This window comes from Rhizobium sp. S163 (genome assembly GCF_030380805.1).
In the GTDB taxonomy this organism is placed as follows: domain Bacteria; phylum Pseudomonadota; class Alphaproteobacteria; order Rhizobiales; family Rhizobiaceae; genus Rhizobium.
Map to the genome: position 1 here is coordinate 197,620 of NZ_JAUDSA010000018.1, position 22,828 is coordinate 220,447.

The 22,828-nt window shown below is 61.9% G+C and carries 26 protein-coding genes; 15 read left to right on the forward strand and 11 right to left on the reverse strand.

The window, feature by feature from the left end; genetic code table 11:
* Positions 1–18 precede the first annotated feature (18 nt).
* From dnaJ to QTL96_RS16470, 3 genes are all read left to right on the forward strand, one after another.
* Positions 19–1,146, forward strand: coding sequence for a molecular chaperone DnaJ (gene dnaJ / locus QTL96_RS16460; RefSeq protein ID WP_289728446.1), 1,128 nt, complete (start codon positions 19–21; stop codon positions 1,144–1,146).
* A gap of 263 nt (positions 1,147–1,409) precedes the next feature.
* Positions 1,410–3,251 carry a tetratricopeptide repeat protein gene (locus tag QTL96_RS16465; protein ID WP_289729132.1) on the forward strand — a complete coding sequence of 614 codons (1,842 nt, stop codon included), beginning with the start codon at positions 1,410–1,412 and terminating at the stop codon, positions 3,249–3,251.
* 167 nt (positions 3,252–3,418) lie between these two features.
* Positions 3,419–3,622, forward strand: coding sequence for a hypothetical protein (locus QTL96_RS16470; protein ID WP_113009516.1), 204 nt, complete (start codon positions 3,419–3,421; stop codon positions 3,620–3,622).
* 30 nt (positions 3,623–3,652) lie between these two features.
* Here the strand turns inward: QTL96_RS16470 and QTL96_RS16475 are convergent, their stop codons facing one another.
* A complete protein-coding gene (locus QTL96_RS16475; protein WP_026283144.1) occupies positions 3,653–4,003 on the reverse strand; it encodes a helix-turn-helix transcriptional regulator in 351 nt (116 codons plus the stop codon).
* 332 nt (positions 4,004–4,335) lie between these two features.
* Here QTL96_RS16475 and mbfA point away from each other — a divergent pair, with 332 nt between their 5' ends.
* On the forward strand, positions 4,336–5,319 hold the full coding sequence (gene mbfA / locus QTL96_RS16480) for an iron exporter MbfA (RefSeq protein ID WP_289728447.1): 984 nt from the start codon (positions 4,336–4,338) through the stop codon (positions 5,317–5,319).
* 247 nt (positions 5,320–5,566) lie between these two features.
* Here mbfA and QTL96_RS16485 read toward each other — a convergent pair whose 3' ends face one another.
* Complete coding sequence (locus QTL96_RS16485; RefSeq protein ID WP_289728448.1) at positions 5,567–6,166, reverse strand: transglutaminase-like cysteine peptidase; 600 nt, start codon at positions 6,164–6,166, stop codon at positions 5,567–5,569.
* Between the two features lie 239 nt (positions 6,167–6,405).
* Positions 6,406–7,206, reverse strand: a complete 801-nt coding sequence (locus QTL96_RS16490; RefSeq protein WP_289728449.1) for an alpha/beta hydrolase — start codon at positions 7,204–7,206, stop codon at positions 6,406–6,408.
* Positions 7,207–7,381: 175 nt separating this feature from the next.
* Between QTL96_RS16490 and infC the strand changes: the two genes are divergently transcribed.
* From infC to pheT, 8 genes are all read left to right on the forward strand, one after another.
* On the forward strand, positions 7,382–7,918 hold the full coding sequence (gene infC, locus QTL96_RS16495; protein ID WP_289729133.1) for a translation initiation factor IF-3: 537 nt from the start codon (positions 7,382–7,384) through the stop codon (positions 7,916–7,918).
* A gap of 356 nt (positions 7,919–8,274) precedes the next feature.
* Entirely contained in the window at positions 8,275–8,478 is a 204-nt protein-coding gene (gene rpmI / locus QTL96_RS16500; RefSeq protein ID WP_007813308.1) for a 50S ribosomal protein L35, read from the forward strand.
* A 38-nt stretch (positions 8,479–8,516) separates the two neighbouring features.
* Positions 8,517–8,921 carry a 50S ribosomal protein L20 gene (rplT, locus tag QTL96_RS16505; protein ID WP_018899276.1) on the forward strand — a complete coding sequence of 135 codons (405 nt, stop codon included), beginning with the start codon at positions 8,517–8,519 and terminating at the stop codon, positions 8,919–8,921.
* Positions 8,922–9,017: 96 nt separating this feature from the next.
* A complete protein-coding gene (locus QTL96_RS16510; RefSeq protein WP_289728450.1) occupies positions 9,018–9,872 on the forward strand; it encodes a serine/threonine protein phosphatase in 855 nt (284 codons plus the stop codon).
* Between the two features lie 40 nt (positions 9,873–9,912).
* Complete coding sequence (pheS, locus tag QTL96_RS16515) at positions 9,913–10,995, forward strand: phenylalanine--tRNA ligase subunit alpha (RefSeq protein WP_289728451.1); 1,083 nt, start codon at positions 9,913–9,915, stop codon at positions 10,993–10,995.
* A gap of 49 nt (positions 10,996–11,044) precedes the next feature.
* Positions 11,045–11,359: a hypothetical protein gene (locus QTL96_RS16520; protein ID WP_289728452.1), complete on the forward strand. Its 315-nt coding sequence runs from the start codon at positions 11,045–11,047 to the stop codon at positions 11,357–11,359.
* A 3-nt stretch (positions 11,360–11,362) separates the two neighbouring features.
* Positions 11,363–11,836, forward strand: a complete 474-nt coding sequence (locus QTL96_RS16525) for a hypothetical protein (protein ID WP_289728453.1) — start codon at positions 11,363–11,365, stop codon at positions 11,834–11,836.
* Complete coding sequence (gene pheT, locus QTL96_RS16530; RefSeq protein ID WP_289728454.1) at positions 11,833–14,268, forward strand: phenylalanine--tRNA ligase subunit beta; 2,436 nt, start codon at positions 11,833–11,835, stop codon at positions 14,266–14,268. Before QTL96_RS16525 ends, pheT begins: the two co-directional genes overlap by 4 nt.
* Before the next feature lie 240 nt (positions 14,269–14,508).
* Here pheT and QTL96_RS16535 read toward each other — a convergent pair whose 3' ends face one another.
* From QTL96_RS16535 to QTL96_RS16545, 3 genes are all read right to left on the reverse strand, one after another.
* A complete protein-coding gene (locus QTL96_RS16535) occupies positions 14,509–14,868 on the reverse strand; it encodes a nuclear transport factor 2 family protein (protein ID WP_047507504.1) in 360 nt (119 codons plus the stop codon).
* 81 nt (positions 14,869–14,949) lie between these two features.
* Positions 14,950–15,237 (reverse strand): hypothetical protein, encoded by a 288-nt coding sequence (locus QTL96_RS16540; RefSeq protein ID WP_018899281.1) that lies wholly within the window; start codon positions 15,235–15,237, stop codon positions 14,950–14,952.
* A 155-nt stretch (positions 15,238–15,392) separates the two neighbouring features.
* Positions 15,393–16,388 (reverse strand): aldo/keto reductase, encoded by a 996-nt coding sequence (locus QTL96_RS16545; RefSeq protein WP_289728455.1) that lies wholly within the window; start codon positions 16,386–16,388, stop codon positions 15,393–15,395.
* A 121-nt stretch (positions 16,389–16,509) separates the two neighbouring features.
* Between QTL96_RS16545 and QTL96_RS16550 the strand changes: the two genes are divergently transcribed.
* Positions 16,510–17,400, forward strand: a complete 891-nt coding sequence (locus tag QTL96_RS16550; RefSeq protein ID WP_289728456.1) for a LysR family transcriptional regulator — start codon at positions 16,510–16,512, stop codon at positions 17,398–17,400.
* A 42-nt stretch (positions 17,401–17,442) separates the two neighbouring features.
* Here QTL96_RS16550 and QTL96_RS16555 read toward each other — a convergent pair whose 3' ends face one another.
* Positions 17,443–17,937, reverse strand: a complete 495-nt coding sequence (locus QTL96_RS16555) for a ferritin-like domain-containing protein (RefSeq protein WP_047506830.1) — start codon at positions 17,935–17,937, stop codon at positions 17,443–17,445.
* 150 nt (positions 17,938–18,087) lie between these two features.
* On the opposite strand from QTL96_RS16555, the gene QTL96_RS16560 reads away from it, so the two are divergent.
* On the forward strand, positions 18,088–18,705 hold the full coding sequence (locus tag QTL96_RS16560) for a hypothetical protein (RefSeq protein WP_289728457.1): 618 nt from the start codon (positions 18,088–18,090) through the stop codon (positions 18,703–18,705).
* Here the strand turns inward: QTL96_RS16560 and QTL96_RS16565 are convergent.
* Together QTL96_RS16565 and QTL96_RS16570 are read right to left on the reverse strand one after the other, a co-directional pair.
* On the reverse strand, positions 18,695–19,138 hold the full coding sequence (locus QTL96_RS16565; protein ID WP_289728458.1) for a GNAT family N-acetyltransferase: 444 nt from the start codon (positions 19,136–19,138) through the stop codon (positions 18,695–18,697). The genes QTL96_RS16560 and QTL96_RS16565 overlap by 11 nt on opposite strands.
* 12 nt (positions 19,139–19,150) lie before the next feature.
* Positions 19,151–20,101 carry an aldo/keto reductase gene (locus QTL96_RS16570; RefSeq protein ID WP_289728459.1) on the reverse strand — a complete coding sequence of 317 codons (951 nt, stop codon included), beginning with the start codon at positions 20,099–20,101 and terminating at the stop codon, positions 19,151–19,153.
* Positions 20,102–20,294: 193 nt separating this feature from the next.
* Here QTL96_RS16570 and QTL96_RS16575 point away from each other — a divergent pair, with 193 nt between their 5' ends.
* Positions 20,295–21,281: a Gfo/Idh/MocA family oxidoreductase gene (locus QTL96_RS16575; RefSeq protein ID WP_289729134.1), complete on the forward strand. Its 987-nt coding sequence runs from the start codon at positions 20,295–20,297 to the stop codon at positions 21,279–21,281.
* On the opposite strand, the gene QTL96_RS16580 is transcribed toward QTL96_RS16575, so the two are convergent.
* Positions 21,282–21,659 carry a GtrA family protein gene (locus QTL96_RS16580; protein WP_018899289.1) on the reverse strand — a complete coding sequence of 126 codons (378 nt, stop codon included), beginning with the start codon at positions 21,657–21,659 and terminating at the stop codon, positions 21,282–21,284.
* Positions 21,656–22,669 carry a glycosyltransferase gene (locus QTL96_RS16585; RefSeq protein WP_289728460.1) on the reverse strand — a complete coding sequence of 338 codons (1,014 nt, stop codon included), beginning with the start codon at positions 22,667–22,669 and terminating at the stop codon, positions 21,656–21,658. The genes QTL96_RS16580 and QTL96_RS16585 overlap by 4 nt, the downstream gene beginning before the upstream one ends.
* Positions 22,670–22,828 lie beyond the last annotated feature (159 nt).

Genomic DNA, 22,828 nt, shown 5'->3' on the forward strand with positions numbered 1-22,828 from the left:
TCCGGGGTCTGATCCTTAATGGCAAAAGCCGATTTTTACGAAACGCTGGGTGTCGCCAAGACGGCTGACGAAAAAGAGCTGAAGAGCGCTTTCCGCAAGCTGGCGATGAAATACCATCCGGACAAGAATCCCGATGATCATACCGCCGAGCAGAAGTTCAAGGAAATCAACGAAGCCTACGAGACGCTGAAGGACCCGCAGAAGCGCGCGGCCTATGACCGCTACGGTCACGCGGCCTTCGAACATGGCGGCATGGGCGGCGGTGGCGGCGGTTTTGCCGGCGGCGGCTTCTCCGATATCTTCGAGGACATTTTCGGCGAGATGATGGGCGGCGGCCGCGCAAGGCAGCGCTCGTCCGGCGGTCGCGAACGCGGCGCCGATCTTCGCTACAACATGGAAATTTCGCTGGAGGAATCCTTCTCCGGCAAGACGGCGCAGATCAGGGTTCCGACCTCGATCACCTGCGACGTCTGTTCCGGCTCCGGCGCCAAGCCCGGCACCCAGCCGAAGACCTGCGGCACCTGCCAGGGCTCCGGTCGCGTGCGCGCCGCCCAGGGCTTCTTCTCCGTCGAGCGCACCTGCCCGACCTGCCATGGCCGCGGCCAGATCATTCCCGATCCCTGCACCAAGTGCCACGGCCAGGGCCGCGTGACGGAAGAGCGTTCGCTCTCGGTCAATATACCCTCGGGCATCGAGGACGGCACCCGCATCCGCCTGCAGGGCGAGGGCGAGGCCGGCATGCGTGGCGGCCCGGCGGGCGATCTCTATATCTTCCTGTCGGTCAAGCCGCACGAGTTCTACCAGCGCGATGGAGCCGATCTCTACTGCGCCATCCCGATCTCGATGACGACGGCTGCCCTTGGCGGCACCTTCGATGTGGCGACACTCGACGGTACCAAGTCGCGCGTCACGGTTCCCGAGGGCACGCAGGCCGGCAAGCAGTTCCGCCTGAAGGGCAAGGGCATGCCGGTGCTGCGCTCCAGCCAGACCGGCGATCTCTACATCCAGATCCAGATCGAGACCCCGCAGAAGCTCTCCAAGCGCCAGCGCGAGCTGCTGCAGGAATTCGAGGAGCTGTCGTCGAAGGAGAACAATCCGGAATCGACCGGCTTCTTCGCCCGCATGAAGGAATTCTTCGAGGGCTGATCGAAGACTTTCAGTAAAAATTCAGGGGCCCGGTTGTTCGCAACCGGGCTTTTCTATTTTTGCATAGGGATAAACATATATTTTGCGACTGGAGAGACTCGACAATTCTATTGCTAGTCCCTTTATTAGATATGTTACATTCGTTCTGTATTGGGCCTCGAAAAGGTTCTAGACTTGCATTCCCTTAGGTAGCCTGTCCCGAGGTTGATTTGGAACGCCGTCTCGCAGCTATTCTCGCAGTGGATATTGTCGGCTACAGCCGAATGATGGGTGCCGATGAGCGGGGGACCTTGGATGCGGTCAAGCTCTGCCGCGGCGAGGTCATCGATCCCAGGATCGCCAATGCCCGCGGCCGTGTGGTCAAGCACACGGGCGATGGCATGCTCGTGGAGTTCTCCAGCATCGTCAACGCGGTCTCCTGCGCCAACGACGTGCAGCAGGCGATGGCGGCGCGCAACACGGCGCTTCCCGAAGAGCGGCGCATCGAGTTCCGCATGGGCATCCATCTCGGCGACGTGATCGTCGAGGACAACGACATCTTCGGCGATGGCGTCAATGTCGCGGCCCGGCTGGAGGCGATCTGCGCGCCCGGCGGCGTGGCGATCTCGGCGTCCGCCCGCGATCACGTCGGCAGCCGGCTCGATCTGTCTTTCCAGGATCTCGGCCTCTTCACGCTGAAAAACATCGAGCAGCCCGTGCAGGTCTACGCCATCTCGGCAAAGCGCGCTCTGCCGCTGAAGGTCAATGCGGCGGCACTGGCGGCGGCCAAGGAGAAGCAGAAGCCGTTGGTCGCGGTGTTGCCCTTCTCCAACATGAGCGGCGATCCCGAGCAGGAATATTTCTCCGACGGCATCACCGAGGACATCATCACCGATCTCTCGAAGATCTCCAATCTCTACGTCGTCGCCCGCAACACCGCCTTCACCTACAAGGGCAAGTCGGTGCAGGTGAAGCAGGCGGCAGCCGAGCTCGGCGTCCACTTCGTGCTGCAGGGCAGCGTGCGCAAGGCGGGCCAGCGGGTGCGCATCACCGGCCAGCTGATCGACGCGCGCAACGGCGCCCATCTCTGGGCCGACCGTTTCGACCGCGACCTGACCGATATCTTCGCCGTGCAGGATGAGATCACCCATGCGATCGTCGACCAATTGAAGATCAAGCTGCTGCCGGAAGAGCAGGAAGCGATCGCCGCCGCGCCGACCACCAATGTCGAGGCCTACACCTATTATCTGCGCGGCCGGCAGTTCTCGCACTCCTGGACACGCCACTATCTGCTGATGGCGCGCCGCATGTTTGCGACCGCGGTGGCGCTCGACCCCAACTACGCCCAGGCCTATGCCGGCATCGCCGATTGCGAATCGACGCTGCGCGACTGGCACGCCGGCGAATACACGCTGAAGGGCATTCTGGAGCTCACCGCCAAGGCGCTGGCGCTCGACCCCAATCTCGCCGAGGCCCACGCCTCTCGCGGCCTGGCGCTGCATCAGGACGGCCGCGACGCCGAGGCGCTGGTGGAGTTCGAAAAGGCGCTGGCGCTGGAGCCCGATCTCTACGAGGCAAACTTCCACTACGGCCGCTTCCTGTTCATGCAGGGCAAGTTCGAGGGCGCCATCACCTTCTTCACCCGCGCCAGCGAAATCCGGCCGGACGATTATCTCTCGCCGATCCACCTGACGAGCGCCTGCCGCTCGCTGGGGCTGTCGCGCGAGAGCGAGCACTGGGCGAGCGTCGGGCTGGAGCGCGCCGAGCGGGCGCTGGAACTGCATCCCGAAAACGCCGGCCCCGCGCATCGCGGCGCGCTGGCGCTCGCCCATATGGGCCGCTTCGACGAGGCGCGCGAATGGGTCAAGCGCGCCCAGCTGATCGATCCCGATGATATCGTCGCGCAGTACAACGTCGCCTGCGTCCACGCGCTGATCGGCGAATGCGACAAGGCGCTCGATATCCTCGAGGCGCTGCTGCCGCAATCATCCTGCTACCAGATCCTCTGGTTCAGCAATGATTCCGACCTCGACGCGGTGCGCGGCCACCCGCGTTTCCAGGCGATGCTCGACGCGATCGCCGCCTGCACCTTCCATCAGGACGGGTTCCGGGTCGCGTCGGAATAACGTGCAGGTAGAGTGCAACCGCGCAGGCGCCTCATTCCGGGACAGGGTGTGGCAGCCGCAATATTCGCGTTAACGCAAGCAATGAAAGCCGCTTTGCAGCGATCGCGAATATATTCAATATGCTCGAAGGGGAATACACACACACTCACACACCGAGAGCAACTTCCATGACGGTAGCCGCTTTGTCCATGCATGCTGATGATGTCGATGTACTCGCGGGCGCGCTGTACACCTGGTGCGCCGAGCGCAATATCAAGCTCTTGAGCCAGCAGGGCCTGTCGATCGCCAATATCGCGATCGATCTCTATCATGCCGGTCATCAGACGCAGGATCAGCTGCTGGTCGCTCTGCACGACTGCGATTTTCACTGACCGCTCGCGCGGTCACGTCTCGCCGAAATCTCAGGCGTAGACGTCCTCACCCGACATCAGCGTCACGATGGTCATGACGGCTTCCTTGCCGGCGGTCGAGCGCAGCTTGTCGTAGGTCACGGCAAGCTCGTAGGCCTCGGCGCTGAGGCCCGGCCGCGACGTCGTATCCGCACCTTCGAACAGCGCCGAGATATCGACGCCGAGAAAAACCGCGATCTGGTGCAGCTTGCTCGCCGAAACGCGGTTGGTGCCCTTTTCATACTTCTGGATCTGCTGAAACGTCAGCCCGAGCGCCTCTCCAAGTTCCAGCTGGGAGATGCGTCGCTTGGCGCGCAACGTCCTGACATTCTGGCCGACAATAATATCCACCGGATCTGGCACTTTGATAGTTCCCGTTCATTTCATTAAATTTATCTGAACACTATGCCGAGGTTTTTAAATATCTCAACCCGAGAGTTGCAAATTTCAACCAGCTTTTCAGCTGATTTTTAGGCTATTTTTGTAAATAAAGAAGGTGAAATATACCTGGACGTGCATAAAATACATAAAGCTAGTTTATGGATGTGCTTGCGGTTACTGCGGGGAGCTGTTTTTCGCTTTCGCTAGACATGGCCGCTCGGCGGAACATGCACATCACCCGCAAGCGGCCGCTCCGCGGGCTTGACCGCCGCATGTGCGAGGCCTATTTTAGAATTATTCTAAAAGAGGCCAGCATGCTCAAACGTATTTTCAGATCACCCAAGCGTTCTTTCGACAGCCTGTCCGAGCAGGAGATCCTGGCGCTCGCCATTGGCTCCGAGGAGGACGACGCGCGCATCTATTTCGCCTATGCCGACCGCCTGCGCAATGATTATCCGGCTTCGGCCAAGGTTTTCGAGGAGATGGCGGAAGTCGAAAACACCCACCGCAACTCGCTTATCACGCTTTACCGTCAGCGCTTCGGCGAGCGCATCACGCTGATCCGCCGCGAGCATGTCGAGGGCTTCTACGAGCGCAAACCGGACTGGCTGCGTGCCAACCTGTCGCTTGAGAAAATCCGCCAGGAAGCGGAAGCCATGGAGAACCAGGCCTACCGTTTCTACATAGAGGCCGCCGGCCGCGTCAGCGACGCCTCGACGCGGCAATTGCTCGGCGATTTGGCGCTGGCAGAGCAGGGGCATGAGGACATCACCCGCATGCTCGGCGACAAGCACACGCCCGAGGACGTGCGCAAGGAAGAGGACCAGAAGAACCGCCGCCAGTTCGTGCTGACCTATGTGCAGCCCGGCCTCGCCGGACTGATGGATGGCTCCGTCTCGACGCTCGCGCCGATCTTCGCCGCGGCCTTTGCGACGCAGGATACTTGGCAGACCTTCCTCGTCGGCCTCTCGGCCTCCGTCGGCGCTGGCATCTCGATGGGCTTTACCGAGGCCGCCCATGACGACGGCAAGATCTCCGGCCGCGGTTCCCCCATCAAGCGCGGCCTCTCCTGCGGCGTCATGACGGCGCTCGGCGGCCTCGGCCACACGCTGCCCTACCTGATCTCCGATTTCTGGACGGCCACCACGCTGGCGGTCATCATCGCCATCTTCGAACTCTGGGCCATCGCCTTCATCCAGAACCGTTTCATGGAAACCCCATTCCTGCGCGCCGCCTTCCAGGTGGTCGTCGGCGGCGGACTGGTGCTGGGCGCGGGGATATTGATCGGGAGTGGGTGAGGGGTGTGATGGCGGCAGGCGTTCGCCGTCCCTCTCCGCCCTCATTCCTGTGCCTGTCACAGGAATCCAGCCACGGCGCGTCTGCGCCATGAATGATGCACTTCATAAGCGGCTAGAGAGTCTTCCGCATTCACGGACGTGAATGCGCTGGATCCCTGTGACGAGCACAGGGATGAGGGCGAGCGTAGATGAAACACCGGAAAAGAGGTCGCCCCGCGCAAGAAGCGAGCAGCGGCCTTCTACAGTCCTACTTCAGCGCGCCGACCAGAACGTCGCGGCCATTCTCGATGGTGACCCAGCGGCCGGCATTGGCGCTCGATTGGCGCTTGATGAAGGAATAGGGGGTGTCGAACCAGGGCTTCACGGTGGAGGCCAGGTTGTCGAGGACGAAATCGCCCTTGGTGGTGCGCAGCGTCAGGATCGCGTGACCCTCGCCGTCAGGCTTGCGCACGACGGTCATCAGCAGGTTGGCGGCGGAGAAGCCGCGCTGGATCAGGATGCGGCGCTTCAGGAGCGCATAGTCCTCGCAGTCGCCGGCGGTCGTCGGGTAGGCCCAGACTTCTTCCTTGCCGTAGACTTCCATGTCGGTCATCGGGATGATCGTGGTGTTGACGCTTGCGTTGACCGAACGGACGAGAGCCCACTTGGCGTCGGTCATTTCCATGGCGGCGACGTTGCGGTTCGGGCCGCATTCTTCGCGATGCGACTGGCAAAACTCGTAGTGGCCGATCGGCTGCGACGTCGTGGCGCCGACGACCATGGAAAGAGTGTTGGTCGATGCCGGCGTAGCCGAGGTCGACATTGCAAACATGGCCATCATGGCCACCAGGAAACCCTTGATCCGCACGCCCACTGTCCCTTGCATCGCCCTTGATTTATTAACAAAAAGTTAACGGAGAGGGCCGCTTGGAGTCAATCACTACTTCTGAGGAGGGGGTGAGAAGCGGTCAATATGGTTAAAATGCGTTAGGATTTGGCACAAGGCGTGGCGCCGCGCGCGCTCATTGCGCGCAGCGAAATGTCGCCAACGCATTGAAATAAATTCAGATTTTTCGGCAGGCGCGACGCGGGTGCGCCATCAACGGCTTAGCTGACGAACGACTTGACCGCCGCAAGCATGCGCTCGATGTCTTGTGGACGCGACAGGCGGTGGTTGCCATCACGAATAAATGTCAGCACTACATCGTCGGCGGGAAGGTGCTCGATCAGGGTCATCGCATGCGTATAGGGAACGTCAGGATCCTTCATGCCCTGCAGGATGTGAACCGGGCATCCGGTCTCGATCATCCCGGTCAGGACCCGGTTGTCGCGGCCGTCCTCGATCAGCGCGCGGGTATAGATATTGGGCTCCGGGCTATATTCCGAATGCTCCTCGAAGAAGCCGCGCTCGGCGAGCGATGTCTTCTCTTTCTCGGTGAGGTTCGGCTCGATCAGCACTTCGGTGAAATCCGGCGCCGGCGCGATCAGCACCATACCCTCGAGTTTCGGCGCACCGGTTCTGGCCGCCAGTTCCTGCGCCAGCCGGAGCGCGATCCAGCCGCCCATCGAGGATCCCACGACCACGATGCGTTCGGGATTGAGGTGAAGGACGACGGCCATCGCCTCTTCGAGCCAGCGCGAAATCGTGCCGTCGCGGAATTCGCCGTCGGAGAGCCCGTGGCCGGAATAATCGAGGCGGATGCAGGCAAGCCCGGTCTCTTCAGCCATGCGATCGAGCTCGACGGCTTTGCTGCCGCTCATGTCCGACCGGTATCCGGATAGCCAGACCAGCGTCGGGCCTGTTTTGCCGCTAGCGGCGGGGCGGGCGATGTAGGCGATCTCTCGCGCTGCCGCTCCCTCGCCGACGGTCAGAAATTGGTGCTGAGGGGCGATATTGGCGTCGGACATGGCGAAACTCCTTTGTTTCGGCCTATAAAACAGATTCTTGACAGGCTGACAGCAGGTGATTTTTCCGCTAAAGCGTGCTAATGACTTCGTTGCAGCGATGGCGAAACACGGTCGTCTTCCTTATATAGAGGCGATCCGCTGCAGCAATCCGAAACAACGCGAGGAGAATACGACCATTCGCAGACCGTTTAAGAACGACGCGCCCGTAAAGGATGGGCCGCGCTCGAACAGGGAAATTCGCATTCCCAAAGTTCAGCTGATCGACGCTGAAGGACAGAATTTGGGCGTCGTGGCGACCGACCAGGCCCTGAGAATGGCTGAAGAAGCCGGACTCGACCTCGTTGAGATTTCCCCGAACGCCGAACCGCCTGTGTGCAAGATCCTCGATCTGGGTAAGCTGAAATACTCCAACCAGAAGAAGGCCGCCGAGGCGCGCAAGAAGCAGAAAATCGTCGAAGTCAAAGAAATCAAGATGCGTCCGAATATCGACACGCATGACTATGACGTGAAGATGAAGGCGATGGGCCGCTTCTTCGAAGAAGGCGACAAGGTCAAGGTGACCCTGAAGTTCCGCGGCCGCGAAATGGCCCACCAGGAACTCGGCATGAAGCTCCTGCAGCAGGTCAAGGCCGACACGCTGGAGTTCGCCAAGGTCGAAGCCGAGCCCAAGCTCGAAGGTCGCCAGATGATGATGGTGCTCGCGCCCAAATAAGGCGCGTCGCCACCGTTCGTATCAAAGCCGTCCGCGAGGGCGGCTTTTGTATTTCTGCCCTGGTACAAAGGGCGATCGGCGCCCGAAGGGCGGGGGCCGAAGCGGCCCGGCAAGATTCCTTCCTCGCCCCGTTGCACTTTCATGACACTGCGGTTATAAGCGCGCGTCCGAACTGACCGGCAGGGCATGCCGTGGCAGTTTCGAATGCTTGCGGCACGGTTCGTCACCGTGACCGCAGATCAACAACAAACGCTCCCGCACTTGTTGCGACGACCGGGCGACCGGGCATCGCGAGAGGACTTCTTTTGAAGCCGTCTCTTTAGGCCAAGTGGGGGGATCAGAAACGGAGTAGCAAAATGCCCAAGATGAAGACGAAGTCCTCCGCCAAGAAGCGGTTCAAGATCACCGCGACCGGCAAGGTCAAGGCTGCAGCCGCTGGCAAGCGCCATGGCATGATCAAGCGTTCCAACAAGTTCATTCGCGATGCACGTGGCACCATGGTTCTGGCAGAACCGGATGGCCGCAAGGTCGTGAAGAATTACCTGCCGAACGGTCTCTAAGACTATTCCGCGAACGTATAGATTAAGGAGATCATGAAATGGCACGTGTAAAGAGAGGCGTTACCGCCCACGCCAAGCACAAGAAGGTTCTGAAGCAGGCCAAGGGCTTCTACGGCCGCCGCAAGAACACCATCCGCGCCGCCAAGGCTGCTGTCGATCGTTCGAAGCAGTACGCTTACCGCGACCGCAAGATTAACAAGCGTAACTTCCGCGCACTCTGGATCCAGCGTATCAACGCTGCTGTCCGCGAATTCGGCCTGACCTACGGCCGCTTCATCGACGGCCTGAACAAGGCTGGCATCGAAGTTGACCGTAAGGTTCTCTCCGACATGGCGATCCATGAGCCGGAAGCATTCGGTGCGCTCGTTGCTGCCTCCAAGAAGGCACTCGAGTACCTGAAGGACGCTGGCACGAAGAACGAGTTTGAAGCAGCCGTCAACTAAGCCGGCGCTATTCGAACCTTCGCTTCGATGATTTGAAACCCGCGCTGGCAAGGCTTGCGCGGGTTTCTTCGTTTTACCGGGATAGGGACGCCTGAAGTGGCGAACGATCAAGATTTGGCCAACGATCTGAGACACCCGACGACGGATCGCGACCTGCTTGCCGAAAGCGGGTTGGGCGAGGAGGACGTTCCCGTTCTGCTCGCGGCATTGCTGCGCGGCTCCAAGCGCGTCGAGCGTGTTGCGCTCTCCAGCGGTGCGGTCTGGATCAAGCGCTACGGCACCGAGCGCGCCTCGCGCTGGATGGTGCTGCAGCGCATGCTCGCCAATCTCATCCGCGCGCCCTTTTTACGTCCGTCGCCGCTTCTGGCAGACGAGGGCATGGCGGCGCGCGAAATCCGCCGCATCGCCCAGTTTTCAGCCCAGGACGTGCCGACGGCCCGCGTCATCTACTCCTCGGGCGCCGCCGTCGTCTTCAGCGATGCCGGCGATACCGTCGATCGCCAGCTCTATCACGTGCTGAACAACGATCCGGTCGCCCACGACAACATGCTCGTCCATTGCGCCGGCGAACTCGGAAGGCTGCATGCAAAGGGCCTTTGCCACGGCAGGCCTTATCCGCGCGACATGTTCCTGAAGGACGGCCGCGTCGGCTTCATGGATTTCGAGGAAGAGCCCGACCGGGTGATGCCGCTGGAGGTCGCCCAGGCGCGCGATATCTGGCTGCTCTTTTTGCAGGTCGCGACCCGCGCCAAGCTTGGCGGCGAAACCCACGACCGGGCCTACAAGGCCTGGGCCGAGGTGGCGCCACCGGCAGCCGTTGCCGAACTGCGCAAGCTTACCGGCTTCCTCGGCGGCTTTTTGTCGGCTGCCCGGTTGATTGGCCGCGTACACATGGGTAGTGATCTGCGACGTTTCATCGTGGCGACCAGCTATCTGAAGCATGTTTCGTGAAGTGTCCCTCAAAGACTGGACGCCCTGAAGGCAGGAAAAGATGACCGAACTCGCAACCCTGGAAAAGCAACTCCTGTCCGATGTCGCGGCCGCCGCCGATGAACCGGCGATCGAAGCCGTGCGCGTCGCGGCCCTTGGCAAGAAGGGGTCGGTCTCCGAACTCCTGAAGACGCTGGGCGCGATGACCCCTGAAGAGCGCCAGACCCGCGGTGCGGCGATCAACGCGCTGAAGACGGTCGTGACCGATGCGATCAACGCCCGCAAGGCTGATCTCAAGAAGGCGGCGATCGATGCGCGCCTGAAGGCCGAGACCGTCGACGTCTCGCTGCCGGTCCGCTCCTCGCCCGCCGAGCGCGGCCGCATCCACCCGATCAGCCAGATCGTCGACGAGATCACCGCGATCTTCGCCGACATGGGCTTCTCGATCGCCGAAGGTCCCGATGTCGAGACCGATTACTATAACTTCACGGCGCTGAACTTCCCCGAGGGCCACCCGGCCCGCGAGATGCACGACACCTTCTTCTTCAATCCGGATGAGAACGGCGAGCGCAAGGTGCTGCGCACGCACACCTCGCCGGTGCAGGTGCGCACCATGGAAGCGCAGAAGCCGCCGATCCGCATCATCATCCCCGGCAAGACCTATCGCCAGGATAGCGACGCGACGCACTCGCCGATGTTCCACCAGGTCGAGGGCCTCGTCGTCGACAAGAAGGCGAACGTCGCCAACATCCGCTGGGTGCTGGAAGAGTTCTGCAAGACCTTCTTCGAGGTCGACAGCGTCACCATGCGCTTCCGCCCGTCCTTCTTCCCCTTCACGGAACCGTCCTTCGAGGTCGACATCCAGTGCGACCGCTCCGGCCCGATCGTCAAGTTCGGCGAAGGCACCGACTGGATGGAGATTCTGGGCTGCGGCATGGTGCACCCGAACGTGCTGCGCGCGGGTGGTCTCGATCCCGACGAATACCAGGGCTTCGCCTGGGGCATGGGCCTCGACCGCATCGCCATGCTGAAATACGGCATGCCCGACCTGCGCGACTTCTTCAACGCCGACGTCCGCTGGATGACCCACTACGGCTTCCGCCCACTCGACATGCCGACGCTGTTCGGCGGGTTGAGCGCGTAGGTTTATCGGCTATGATCGGGCTGTGGGCTCGGTTCAGGAGGTAGGTGCTATGTCAAGTCTGCGTGCCAGGTACTTGTCGCCACAAGAGATCGATAAGATCGTCACGCCTTTGCTGTCGGATGATTTCAAGACGTTCGGCTACAAGGATAAGTCGATCAAGGAAGACGAGACCTATGACGGCGAGCCGATCATTCGCGTCCGGGCGGATGTCGAGCAGCCTGTTCCAGCAAAAGAGCTGGTAAAGACACTGAGCCGCATCCACGACGCGCTGCGGAAGCTTGACGACGAGCGTTTCGTGTTCTTGAGCGCGCCGGGTCCGAAGATATCGCAGTCAGAAGGTGAAGATGACGAGGACTTAGATTAAGTCATGGCCGCTCCCTCGATGGTGGACCGGTTGCTCGGGTCCTGCGACGACTTGCTAAGATCAAAGAAGAACAGCGCGGCATACCGTCGACGCGCGGTAAGCACAGCTTATTACGCGGTATTTCATGCGCTGGCGAAGCTCTGTGCGGAAACGCTTGTGCCGGGCGCGAAGCACGATGGCGAAGATTATGCGAGGGTTTACAAAGCACTCGATCATGGTCCGCTCAGAAATGTTTTCAAGCAGGCGCCGCTGAAGGATCATGGTTCCATTCGCGATTTTGGTCCTATTATTGTAACTCTCCAGGCAGAGCGGCATCGCGCGGACTACTCGCCACCGGATCGGAATATGTTCGATGTTTCGGAAGTTGAAGAGATCATCCGCCAAGCGCGCTTCGTTATTGAAGAGCTCAGCAAATTAAATAGAGACGACCGGCGGTTGCTGGTTACCAGCCTTTTATTCAAAGAGCGAAAATCATGAAATTCACGCTTTCCTGGCTCAAGGATCATCTTGAGACCGACGCCACACTGGATGAAATCTGCAAGCGCCTGACCGAGATCGGCCTTGAGGTCGAGGATGTCGACGACAAGGCGGCCTACAAGCCCTTCGTCATCGCCCGCGTGCTTTCGGCCGAAAAGCATCCGGAGGCCGATCGCCTGAAGGTGCTGTCGGTCGATGCCGGTCCTGACGTCAACGGCGGCAAGCCGTTGCAGATCGTCTGCGGTGCGCCGAATGCGCGCGCCGGTCTGGTCGGTGCGCTGGCGCGGCCTGGCGATTATGTGCCGGGTATCGATGTCACGCTCGGCGTCGGCAAGATCCGTGGCGTCGAAAGCCACGGCATGATGTGCTCCGAAAAGGAGCTCAACATGTCCGACAGCCATGACGGCATCATCGACCTGCCCGAGGATGCGCCGGTTGGAACCTCTTTCGCCGCCTACGCCCATCTCGACGACCCGATGATCGAGATCAACCTGACGCCGAACCGTCCGGATTGCACCTCGATCTACGGCATCGCCCGCGATCTGGCCGCTTCCGGCCTCGGCACGTTGAAGACGCGCCCCGCGCCGTCTTTCGCTGTCGAAGGCGACACGCCGGTGAAGCTGACGCTCGATCTCGACGACAACAAGCTCTGCCCGGGCTTCGGCCTGCGCCTCGTGCGCGGCGTCAAGAACGGCCCGAGCCCCAAGTGGGTGCAGCAGCGCCTGACGGCGATCGGTCTGCGGCCGATCAACGCGCTCGTCGACATCACCAACTACATGACCTTCGACCAGGGTCGCCCGATGCACGTCTTCGACGCCGCCAAGGTGAAGGGCAACCTCACCGTTCGCCGCGCCAAGGACGGCGAGACGGTGCTGGCGCTCGACCAGCGCGAATACAAGCTCGGCCCGAACAATGTCGTCATCGCTGACGAGAATGGTATCGAGTCGATCGGCGGCATCATGGGCGGCGAGCATTCCGGCTGCGATGAAAACACCACCGACGTCTTGATCGAATCGGCGCTGTGGGACCCGATGAACATCGCCAAATCAGGCCGTGGGCTGGGCATCATCACCGATGCCCGCTATCGCTTCGAGCGCGGCGTCGACCCGGAATATATGGTCCCCGGCCTTGAGCGCACCACCGAACTGGTGCTGGAATTCTGCGGCGGCACCGCCGCCAAGGCCGAGATCGTCGGCTACAAGGGCTATGAGCCCAAGATCGTCGACTTCCCCTTCTCGGAAGTGAAGCGCCTGACGGGCCTGGAAGTCTCCACCGAAGAGAGCGTCGAGATCCTGACCCGCCTCGGCTTCAAGGTCACCGGCTCGGGCGAGCGCGTCTCTGTCGCCGTTCCCTCCTGGCGTCCGGATGTCGACGGCAAGGCCGATCTTGTCGAAGAGGTCATGCGCATCCATGGCGTCGACAACATCAAGCCGGCGCCGCTGGAAAGCCACACCGAAGTCAACGGCCGCATCCTGACGACGCTGCAGATCCGCACCCGCACTGCCAAGCGCGCGCTTGCCTCGCGCGGCATGCTGGAAGCCGTCACCTGGTCCTTCATCTCCGAAGAACAGGCGAAGCTCTTCGGCGGTGGTTCGCCCTCGCTGAAGCTTGCCAACCCGATCGCTGCCGAAATGTCCGACATGCGCCCCTCGCTGCTGCCGGGTCTGCTCACGGCTGCCCAGCGCAATGCCGACAAGGGCTATGGCGACGTCGCGATCTTCGAGGTGTCCGGCACCTATGAGAACGACAGGCCGGAAGGCCAGCGCCGCGTTGCCGGCGGCATCCGTCGCGGCACCGCCTCGATGGCCGGCTCCGGCCGCATGTGGTCGAATGCGGTGAAGGGCGGCGGCAAGCCAGTCGACGTCTTCGACGCCAAGGCCGATGCGCTGGCCGTGATCGAGGCCTGCGGCCTGCCGATGACCAACATCCAGGTCGAGCAGGGCGGTCCGGAATGGTATCACCCCGGCCGCTCCGGCACCATCAAGATGGGCCCGAAGGTCGTGCTCGGCTATTTCGGCGAGTTCCACCCCTCGACGCTTGAGGCGCTCGACGTCTCCGGCGCGCTCGCGGGCTTCGAAGTCTATCTCGACGCCATGCCTGAGCCGAAGAAGAAGGCGACCCGCACCAAGCCGGCGCTGGAGCTCTCGCAGTTCCAGGCCGTCAAGCGCGACTTCGCCTTCGTCGTCGACAAGGCGGTCGAGGCCGGCGCCATCATCAAGGCCGCGACCGGTGCCGACCGCAAGCTGGTCGCCGGCGTCAACGTCTTCGATATCTTCGAGGGCGCTTCTGTCGGCGAGGGCAAGAAGTCGGTTGCCATCGAGGTGCAGATCCAGCCGGTCGAGCGCACGCTGACCGACGAGGATTTTGACGCCCTGACGCAGAAGATCGTCGCCAGCGTCACCAAGGTCACCGGCGGCGTCCTGCGCGGCTGATGAATAGGGGCTTCGGCCTCGGCCGAGCCCCACTCTCCCTCATCCTCGCCCTCGTGGCGGGGATCCAGCCGACGCGCGTCGGCGCGGCGGAGAGACTCTTTCCTTGATATGAAAAGCAGTCATTCACGGCGCAGACGCGCCGTGGCTGGATTCCTGTCACAAGGACAGGAATGAGGGAGGAGAGTGGGCTGTGGCGGAACGCGATAGCAGATCTACCGAGGCCAACACACCACCACCCCATCAATCGTGCAGATAATAAACCTTGTTCACGATCGTCCACCGCCCCTCGATCTTCAGCATCGAGAGATAGTCGGTGAAACGCATGCCGGCGAAGTCGTCGCTGACCCTGACGCTGGCGGCATCACCGATGACGTCGAGGGTCTGGATGTCCATGTGCGGCTGTGTGCCTGGCGGGGCGGAGCCCTCGGCCACGATGGCGGCGATGAACTCGTCGCGGGTCGACCACTCTACCGCGCTCTCGTAATGCCCGATTACTGCGCATTTCGGATGAAACGCCTTGCGCAGCGCCGCCTCGTTGGCAAAGGTCATGCCTTCGACATAGAGATGCACGACTGCCTCTATCGCCTGCCGGTCCGTCATGGTCCGTACCTCGATCGTGTCGATGGTGAAGTATAGCGCGGAGCGCGCAACGCGCAAAGTCGTTGCGGGACTGTGCATACTTTAATGCGTGGATGGGTAGAGCGTGGCCAGGGCGGTGCCGATCAGTTCCTCGGCATAGGCCTGCGCGGTCGATGAGGCGTTGTCGGAGAGACCCATCTCGTCGCATTTGTTGCCGACGGCCTCGCGGATGAGATGCAGGATACCCCGCCCCATCTTCCCGCCATCCTCGCCGGATGTGTCCAGAACCAGCGCCAGCGAGGTCATCGCCACCACTTCAAGCACGAGCATGCGTCCTCTTATGTCGGACAGGCCTGGATCGGCCGGCCCTTTGTCCTTGGCATCTGGCATGGGGTTCCCTTCCTCTCAACGGAAAGTTTACCTAGTGCTAATATTTGCGAGGAGAAGACCCAAAGTTGAACAAAACCAAATCTCTTTCATGATCTGTGGTTGGGCCCGCCCCGCTGATCTCGCAGGGGCGGCCCAACCTGTCAGAGGTTGTTCTCTCAGAGATTGGTCATTGCCAGCGATGCCTGGGAGTAGCGTTTGCCGGCGATCTCATCGAGCGGCATGATTGCGCTAAGCTCGGCGAGTTCCTTGGCCGAGAGCGCGATATCGGCGGCGGCCGCGTTCTGCTCGAGATGATTGACCTTGCGGGCGCCGGGGATCGGCACGATGTCCTCGCGCTGATGCAGAACCCAGGCGAGCGCCAGCTGCGCCGTGGTCACGCCCTTGTCTTTCGCGAGCGCCTCGAGCTTGGCCACAAGGGCCGCATTGGCATCGAAATTGTCGGCCTGGAAGCGCGGCAGCTGGCTGCGGAAATCGTCGGCGCCGAGATCCTCGCGCTTGCGGATCGCCCCCGTCAGGAAGCCGCGGCCGAGCGGGCTGTAGGGCACGAAGCCGATCTTGAGCTCCCGGCAGGTGGCGAGCACATCATGCTCGGGATCGCGCGACCAAAGCGAATATTCGCTCTGCACGGCCGCGATCGGATGCACCGCATGCGCCCGACGGATCGTGGCGCTGCCGGCCTCGGACAAGCCCAGCGCCCGCACCTTGCCCTCGCGCACCAGTTCGGCCATGGCGCCGACGGTCTCCTCGATTGGCACATTGGGATCGACGCGGTGCTGGTAATAGAGGTCGATGACATCGGTGCCGAGCCGCTTCAGCGACGCTTCCGCTACGCGCTTCACATTCTCCGGCCGGCTGTCGACGCCCGTCAGCGCCGCCGCGCCGGATTTCGAAGGATCGAACTTGAAGCCGAACTTGGTGGCGATGACGACGCGGTCACGCACCGCCTTCAAGGCGCGCCCAAGCAGCTGCTCGTTGGTGTAGGGGCCGTACATTTCGGCCGTGTCGAAGAAGGTGATGCCGAGATCGACGGCGCGGTGAAGCGTGCGGATCGATTCATTCTCGTCGCTGGCGCCATAGGCAAAGCTCATGCCCATGCAGCCGAGGCCGACGGCGGAGACTTCAAGGTCCTGTCCGAGTGTGCGGGTTTTCATGTCTGGCTCCCTTCGAGCAAATAGTGAGGCCGCGTTTGAGCGGCACGAGGCAAACCTAGCGCGCCGGGAGCTTTCAAAAAATACGTGCAATGCGGCACAGGCTGTTCTAACAAATAGATCAATGAACAGGACCCAGCTCGCCCAACTCGCCGTTCTCGCCACTGTTGCCGAGCGCCGCAGCTTCCGCGCCGCCGCCAAGGAACTGGAGATCGCGCCCTCGGCCGTCAGCCATGCCGTCTCTAGTCTCGAGGAGAGCCTGGGCATTCGCCTTCTGGCGCGCACGACACGTAGCGTCGCGCCGACGGAGGAGGGGAGACTGCTTCTGCAGCGGCTGAAGCCGGCGCTGGATGAGATCGGCATCGCGCTCGAAGCCGTCAGCGAGGCGGGAGGAAGGCCGGCCGGCACGCTGCGGGTGACCGCACCGCGCTTCGCCTCCGATATCCTGCTCGCGCCCCGCCTCGGCGAGTTCCTCAATCGCTATCCCGATATCACGCTCGAAATCGCCAACGAGGATGGCTTCATTGACATCGTCCGCGAAGGCTTCGATGCCGGCATCCGGCTGGAGGAAAGCCTCGAGGCTGACATGATCGCGGTCCGCGCCTCGCCGAACCTCACGACCGTGATCGCCGCTTCGCCGGATTATTTCAAGCACCACCCCAAGCCGCTGCATCCCTCCGATCTCGTCGACCACCGCTGTATCAAGCGGCGCTTCACCAACGGCACGATCTACCGCTGGGAGTTCGAGAAGGATGGCCGCGAACTGGTGGTGCCCGTCGATGGCCCCTTGATCGTCAGCGAAGACAGGCTGGCGTTGATCGCGGCGCTGAACGGCGTCGGCCTCGCCTATCTCTTCGATCTGCGCGTCAAAGACGAGCTTGCGAGCGGCAAGCTGGTGCGGGTGCTGGAGGATTGGTGCGCACCCTATCCCGGCCCGTTCATCTACTATCCGAGCCGCCGCCAGATGCGCCCGGCCTTGCGCGCCTTCATCGATTTCTTCCGTTATACGGACTGAGGCGGGAGCGGCCGATCATGGCGCTCCCGCCAACGCCGCCGGTCAGGCCGCGGCCTTCTGGTTGGCCGCCGAGGTGGCGAGCTTCGACAAGGTCTTGTCGGTGGCGGCTTCTTCCTGCAGCGTCTGGTCGAGCAGTGTCACCACGTCCTTCTTGCCGAGCGTCTGCGCCCAGGTCTTCAGCGTGCCGTAGCGGGCCATCTCGTAGTGCTCGACGGCCTGCGCCGAGGAGATCAGCCCGGCGTCGATAGCCGGCGAACCCTTGAATTCCTCGATGATCTCTTCGCCTTCCGCGATGATCCCCTGGATCGCCTCGCAGGTCTTGCCCTGCGCCCGCTTGCCGATCAGCTCGAACACCTGCTGCAGCCGGTCGACATGGCCTTCCGTCTGCTCCTTGTGCGTCATGAATCCGGCTTTGAGCTCTTCCGATTGCGCCGCGCGCGCCATTTTCGGCAGCGCCTTGAGGATCTGCTTTTCCGCGTAGTAGATGTCCTTGAGCGTATCGTAGAACAGATCGTCGAGGTTCTTTTCCTTTGCCATGTCCCTTGTCCTTTGTCCCTGGCTCGTGGAAGCCGCGTCATGCGGCTTCGCAGGGAGAAGCTGGACGAAGGCTAATGGTTCCGATCATTTCGGGTGGCCATTTGCGGCCGATGCTGCAAACTTGCCGTCAGCAGGGCAGGGAGGTCGCTTATGAAGAAGCCGGGATCGATGAAAGCATTGGAGGATCTGGGTCGGGCGCGGCTGTCGAAGAACTTCTTCCTGCGCGATTTCCTGCACTCGGAGATCGCCGATTTCTATCGCATCCCGAATATCCCCGAGGATCCGGATCTCGCCATCGAGACAGGAAAGAGGCTGTGCGAGGAACTGCTGGAACCCTTGCAGGAGACCTTCGGCCGCCTGCACATCCGCTCTGGCTACCGCTCGCCCGAGGTCAATCACTTCGGTAACGTCAACAAGCTCAACTGCTCCACCAACGCCGCAACGGCCGCCCACCACATCTGGGACATGCGCGATGCCGAAGGCTACATGGGTGCCGCGGCCTGCGTTGCCGTTCCCTGGGTTGTTGATCGCTATCACGCGCTGGAAGACTGGCAGCGGCTCGCCTGGTGGATCCACGACCATCTGCCCTACGCCTCGCTCTGCTTCTTCCCGAAATTATGGGCCTTCAACATCCAGTGGCACGAGCGCCCGCGCCGGTTGATCCAGAGCTACGTCAGCCCGCGCGGCATCTTGACCAAGCCCGGAATGGAGAATTGGGAGGGCGAGCATTCGGATTGGTATGAGGGTTTTCCGCCGCTCAAAAATTGATGCGGTAGCGGATATGGCCGTCGCTTTCGACGTAGCTGTCGTAGAGCGAGCGGGCGCGTTCATTGCTCTCGCTTGTGTGCCAGTAGAGCCGCGACCAGCCTTGCGTCTTGCAGAGCGCCACGAGATCGTCGAGCAAAGCCCGGCCAATCCCCATCCCGCGCGCGGCGTCATCGACATAGAGATCTTCCAGATAGCAGTCCTTGCCCATGATCCAGGTGCCTTCATGGGTGAGATAGAGCGCAAAGCCCATCAGCGTCCCATCCACCTCGGCCACGCGCATGCCGATGGATGACGCCGGATCGAAGACCCGGCGCCACGTATTGTCGGTAATCTCTGGCGCGACCGTGACCGCGTAGAACGCCAGATAGCCATCCCAAAGCGCACGCCAGCGCGCTTCGTCATCGGGTCTCGCGTCTCGTATCGTCACGGTCATCGCCATCTCCCCTCAGGCACCAGCCTTGTCGAGCAGCGCCATGGCTTCGTCGCTGAGCGCAAGCGTCGCCGATTTTGTCAGGCTGTCGAGCTGAGACAGGTTGGTGGCGCTGGCGATCGGGGCGGTGACGCCCTTCTTGCGCAGGAGCCAGGCCAGAGCGATCTCGGCGGGCTTGGCGCCGGTCTCGGTGGCGACCGTGTCGAGGGCGGCGAGGATCTTCAGGCCCTTGTCGTCGAGATAGCCGGCTGCCTTGCCGCCGCGCGCCTTGCCCTCGGTATCGGCCTTGCTGCGATATTTGCCCGACAGGAAGCCGGCCGCGAGGCTGAAATAGGTGATGACGCCGATGTCTTCCTTCACGCAGAGATCGGCCAATGATCCCTCGAAGGGGGCGCGGTCGTAGAGGTTATACTCCGGCTGGATCACGTCGTAGCGCGGCAGCCCGGCCTTCTCGGCGGCGTCGAAGGAGGCCTGCAGCTGCGTGGCGTCGAGGTTGGAGCAGCCGATGGCGCGAATCTTGCCCTGCTGCTTCAGCTTGGCGAAGGCGCCGAGCGTTTCTTCATAGGGTGTCTCGGCATCCGGCCAGTGCGAGAGGTAGAGGTCGATATAATCGGTCTGCAGCCGCTTCAGCGAGGCCTCGACGGCCTCAAGGATGTACTGCTCCTTCAGACCCTTCTTGCCGGGACCCATCTCGGAGCCGACCTTGGTGATGATCACGGCCTTGTCGCGGGCGACCTTGTTCTGCTTCAGCCACTTGCCGATGATCTCCTCGCTGTCGCCGCCCTTGTTGCCGGGCACCCAGGCCGAATAGACATCCGCCGTGTCGATGGTGTTGAAGCCGGCGTCGAAGAAGGCGTCGAGGATGTTGAAAGAGGTTTTCTCGTCGGCCGTCCAGCCAAACACATTGCCGCCGAACACGATCGGCGCGACCGAAAGGCCGGTTTTTCCAAGGCGACGCAATTCCATGAAATACTCCTGAAATCTTCAATCTGGTGAAATTCGGACCGCGACAGGACGCCGCTGCGATGTAACCTAGTGCGCATCCGGGCGGATGAAAACCTGCGCCGCGACCAGCGCCGCGAATTGTGATCGCGCCATTGCGCCGCAGGGCGGCCGTCTCTAATCTCCCCTTAAAATCATTAGAGGAGAGGAAATGACCATGCTGCGCTTCGGTATCATGTCGACCGCCAAGATCGGCCGCGAGCTTGTGGTTCCGGCCATCCAGGACGCGGAAAACTGCGCCGTCACGGCAATCGCCAGCCGCGATTTGTCGAAGGCAAGGGAGATGGCCGACCGTTTCTCGGTGCCGCATGCTTTCGGCTCCTACGAGGAGATGCTGGCCTCCGACAAGATCGACGCCGTCTATATCCCGCTGCCGACGGCCCAGCATGTCGAATGGACGATCAAGGCGGCGGATGCCGGCAAGCATGTGCTCTGCGAAAAGCCGATCGCGCTGAAGGCCGACGAGATCGACAGCCTGATTGCCGCGCGCGACCGCAACAAGGTGCTGGTGACCGAGGCCTACATGGTCACCTACGCCCCGGTCTGGCTGAAGGTGCGCCAGCTGATCAAGGACGGCGCAATCGGCACGCTGCTGCATGTGCAGGGTGCGTTTACCTATTTCAACCGTGATCCGGGCAACATGCGCAACATCCCTGAACTCGGCGGCGGCGCACTGCCCGATATCGGCGTCTACCCGACCATCACCACCCGCTTCGTCACCGGCGAGGAGCCGCGCCGCGTCCAGGCCGTCACCCGTCGCGATCCTGATTTCGGCACCGACATCTATTCCAGCGTCAAGGCGGATTTCGGCGGCTTCGAGCTCAGCTTCTACATCTCGACGCAAATGGCGAACCGCCAGGTCATGGTGTTCCACGGTTCCGAAGGCTTCATCGAGGTGAAGTCGCCCTTCAATGCCGATCGCTGGGGCGCCGAAGAGATCGAGCTCAGCAACCGCAGCCACAACGAATCCACCACCTTCCGCTTCCCCGACAGCCGCCAGTACAAGCGCGAGGCCGAAGCTTTCGCGCGCGCCGCCAAGGGCGAGGCGCAGGAGATCGTGTCGCTTGAGAGCTCCAAGCTCAGCCAGGCATTCATCGACGCGATCTATCGCGCCAGCGAGAAGGACGGCTGGGAGACGGTGTGATTATTTCTCGCGAAAGACGAAGCGCGAGTAGCCGAAGAAGCTGAAGACAGTTGCCGCGGCGGTGGCAAACACCATCGCCGCCAGCGGCTGCAGGTCGGGCATCGAAAGAAGCAGCGCCGAGTAGAGCCCGTAATTGACCAATGCGGCGGTGATCCCGACCGAGCCGTAGCGAAACCCTTCGGCAGCGAGAGAATCTCCCGAGCGCTCGAAGGTGAAGGTCCGGTTGAAGACGAATGTCGTCACCATGGCGAGCGCGATCGCGATCACCCGGGCGATGAACGGCCCGATCGGCGTCGTGTGCAGCAGAAGCATGAGCACGCCGGCATCGACGATGAAGCCCAGCCCGCCGGCAATGCCGAAACGCAGCAGTTTCTTCACGCCGCACCTGCTTGAGAGGTCTGCCGGCGAATGTCGATCTCCTCAAGCTCGGATGCAAAGCCGTTGCCGAGAAGATGCGATGCCTCGAGCCGCATATATTCGATGCGCAGGTGTTCGGCGCGCGAGCGAGCGACCGAATCCAGGATCACGCCGGCGGTAAACATCATGAACGAGATCATCATCAGCGCCATCGACATGACCCAGGTCGGCATGCGGCTGACGAGCCCCGTCTCGAAATATTCCGCGAGAACCGGTGTCATGAAGCCGAGGCTTAGCGCCATGAACAGGCCGGTGATGATGCCGAAGAAGGCGAAGGGACGCGTTTCCTTCATCAGCATGGCTAACATCCAGAGGATCTTGGCGCCATCCTTGAAGGTCGAGAGCTTGGAATGCGAGCCCTCGGGCCGGCGGCCATAGTCGAGCTCGAGCTCGCTGACAGGCAGCTTCAGCCGCGAGGCGTGCACGGACATCTCGGTCTCGATCTCGAAGCCGGCCGAGACCGCCGGGAAGCTTTTCACGAAGCGGCGCGAAAACACCCGGTAGCCGGAGAAGATATCGGTGAAATCCGGGCCGAAGATCGTGCGGTACAGGATGTTGAAGATGCGGTTGCCGAAGGCGTGGCCCTGGCGGCCGGCGTCGTCATGCACGCCGCGGCGTGTGCCGACAACCATGTCGGCGCGCTCCGACAGCAGCGTGCGGATGAGCTCCTCTGCGTCCTCGGGCGCATAGGTGCCGTCGCCATCGGCCATGATGTAGATGTCGGCATCGATATCGGCGAACATGCGGCGCACCACATGGCCCTTGCCCTGGCGTCGCTCGCGCACGACATGGGCGCCCGCCAGCATGGCGTGAAGCGCGGTGCCATCGGTGGAGTTGTTGTCGTAGACATGAACAGCCGCATCCGGCAGCGTCGCCTTGAAGCCGCGCACGACCGCGCCGATCGTCGCCGCCTCGTTGTAGCAGGGAAGCAAAACGGCAACGCTCAGATTGTCGACACGCGATCCGGTCATGATCACACCCATCAGGAGAAACTTGCGGCAAGTCTAAAGCAGGGCCGTTAACAAGTGCCTATGACAGCGTCGAAGATCATGCGCACGCCGGAGAAGGTCAGCCCGCGCCGCTACTTTACGCTTTCTTGATACGGGCATCGTAAAGTCTCGCCGCAATCA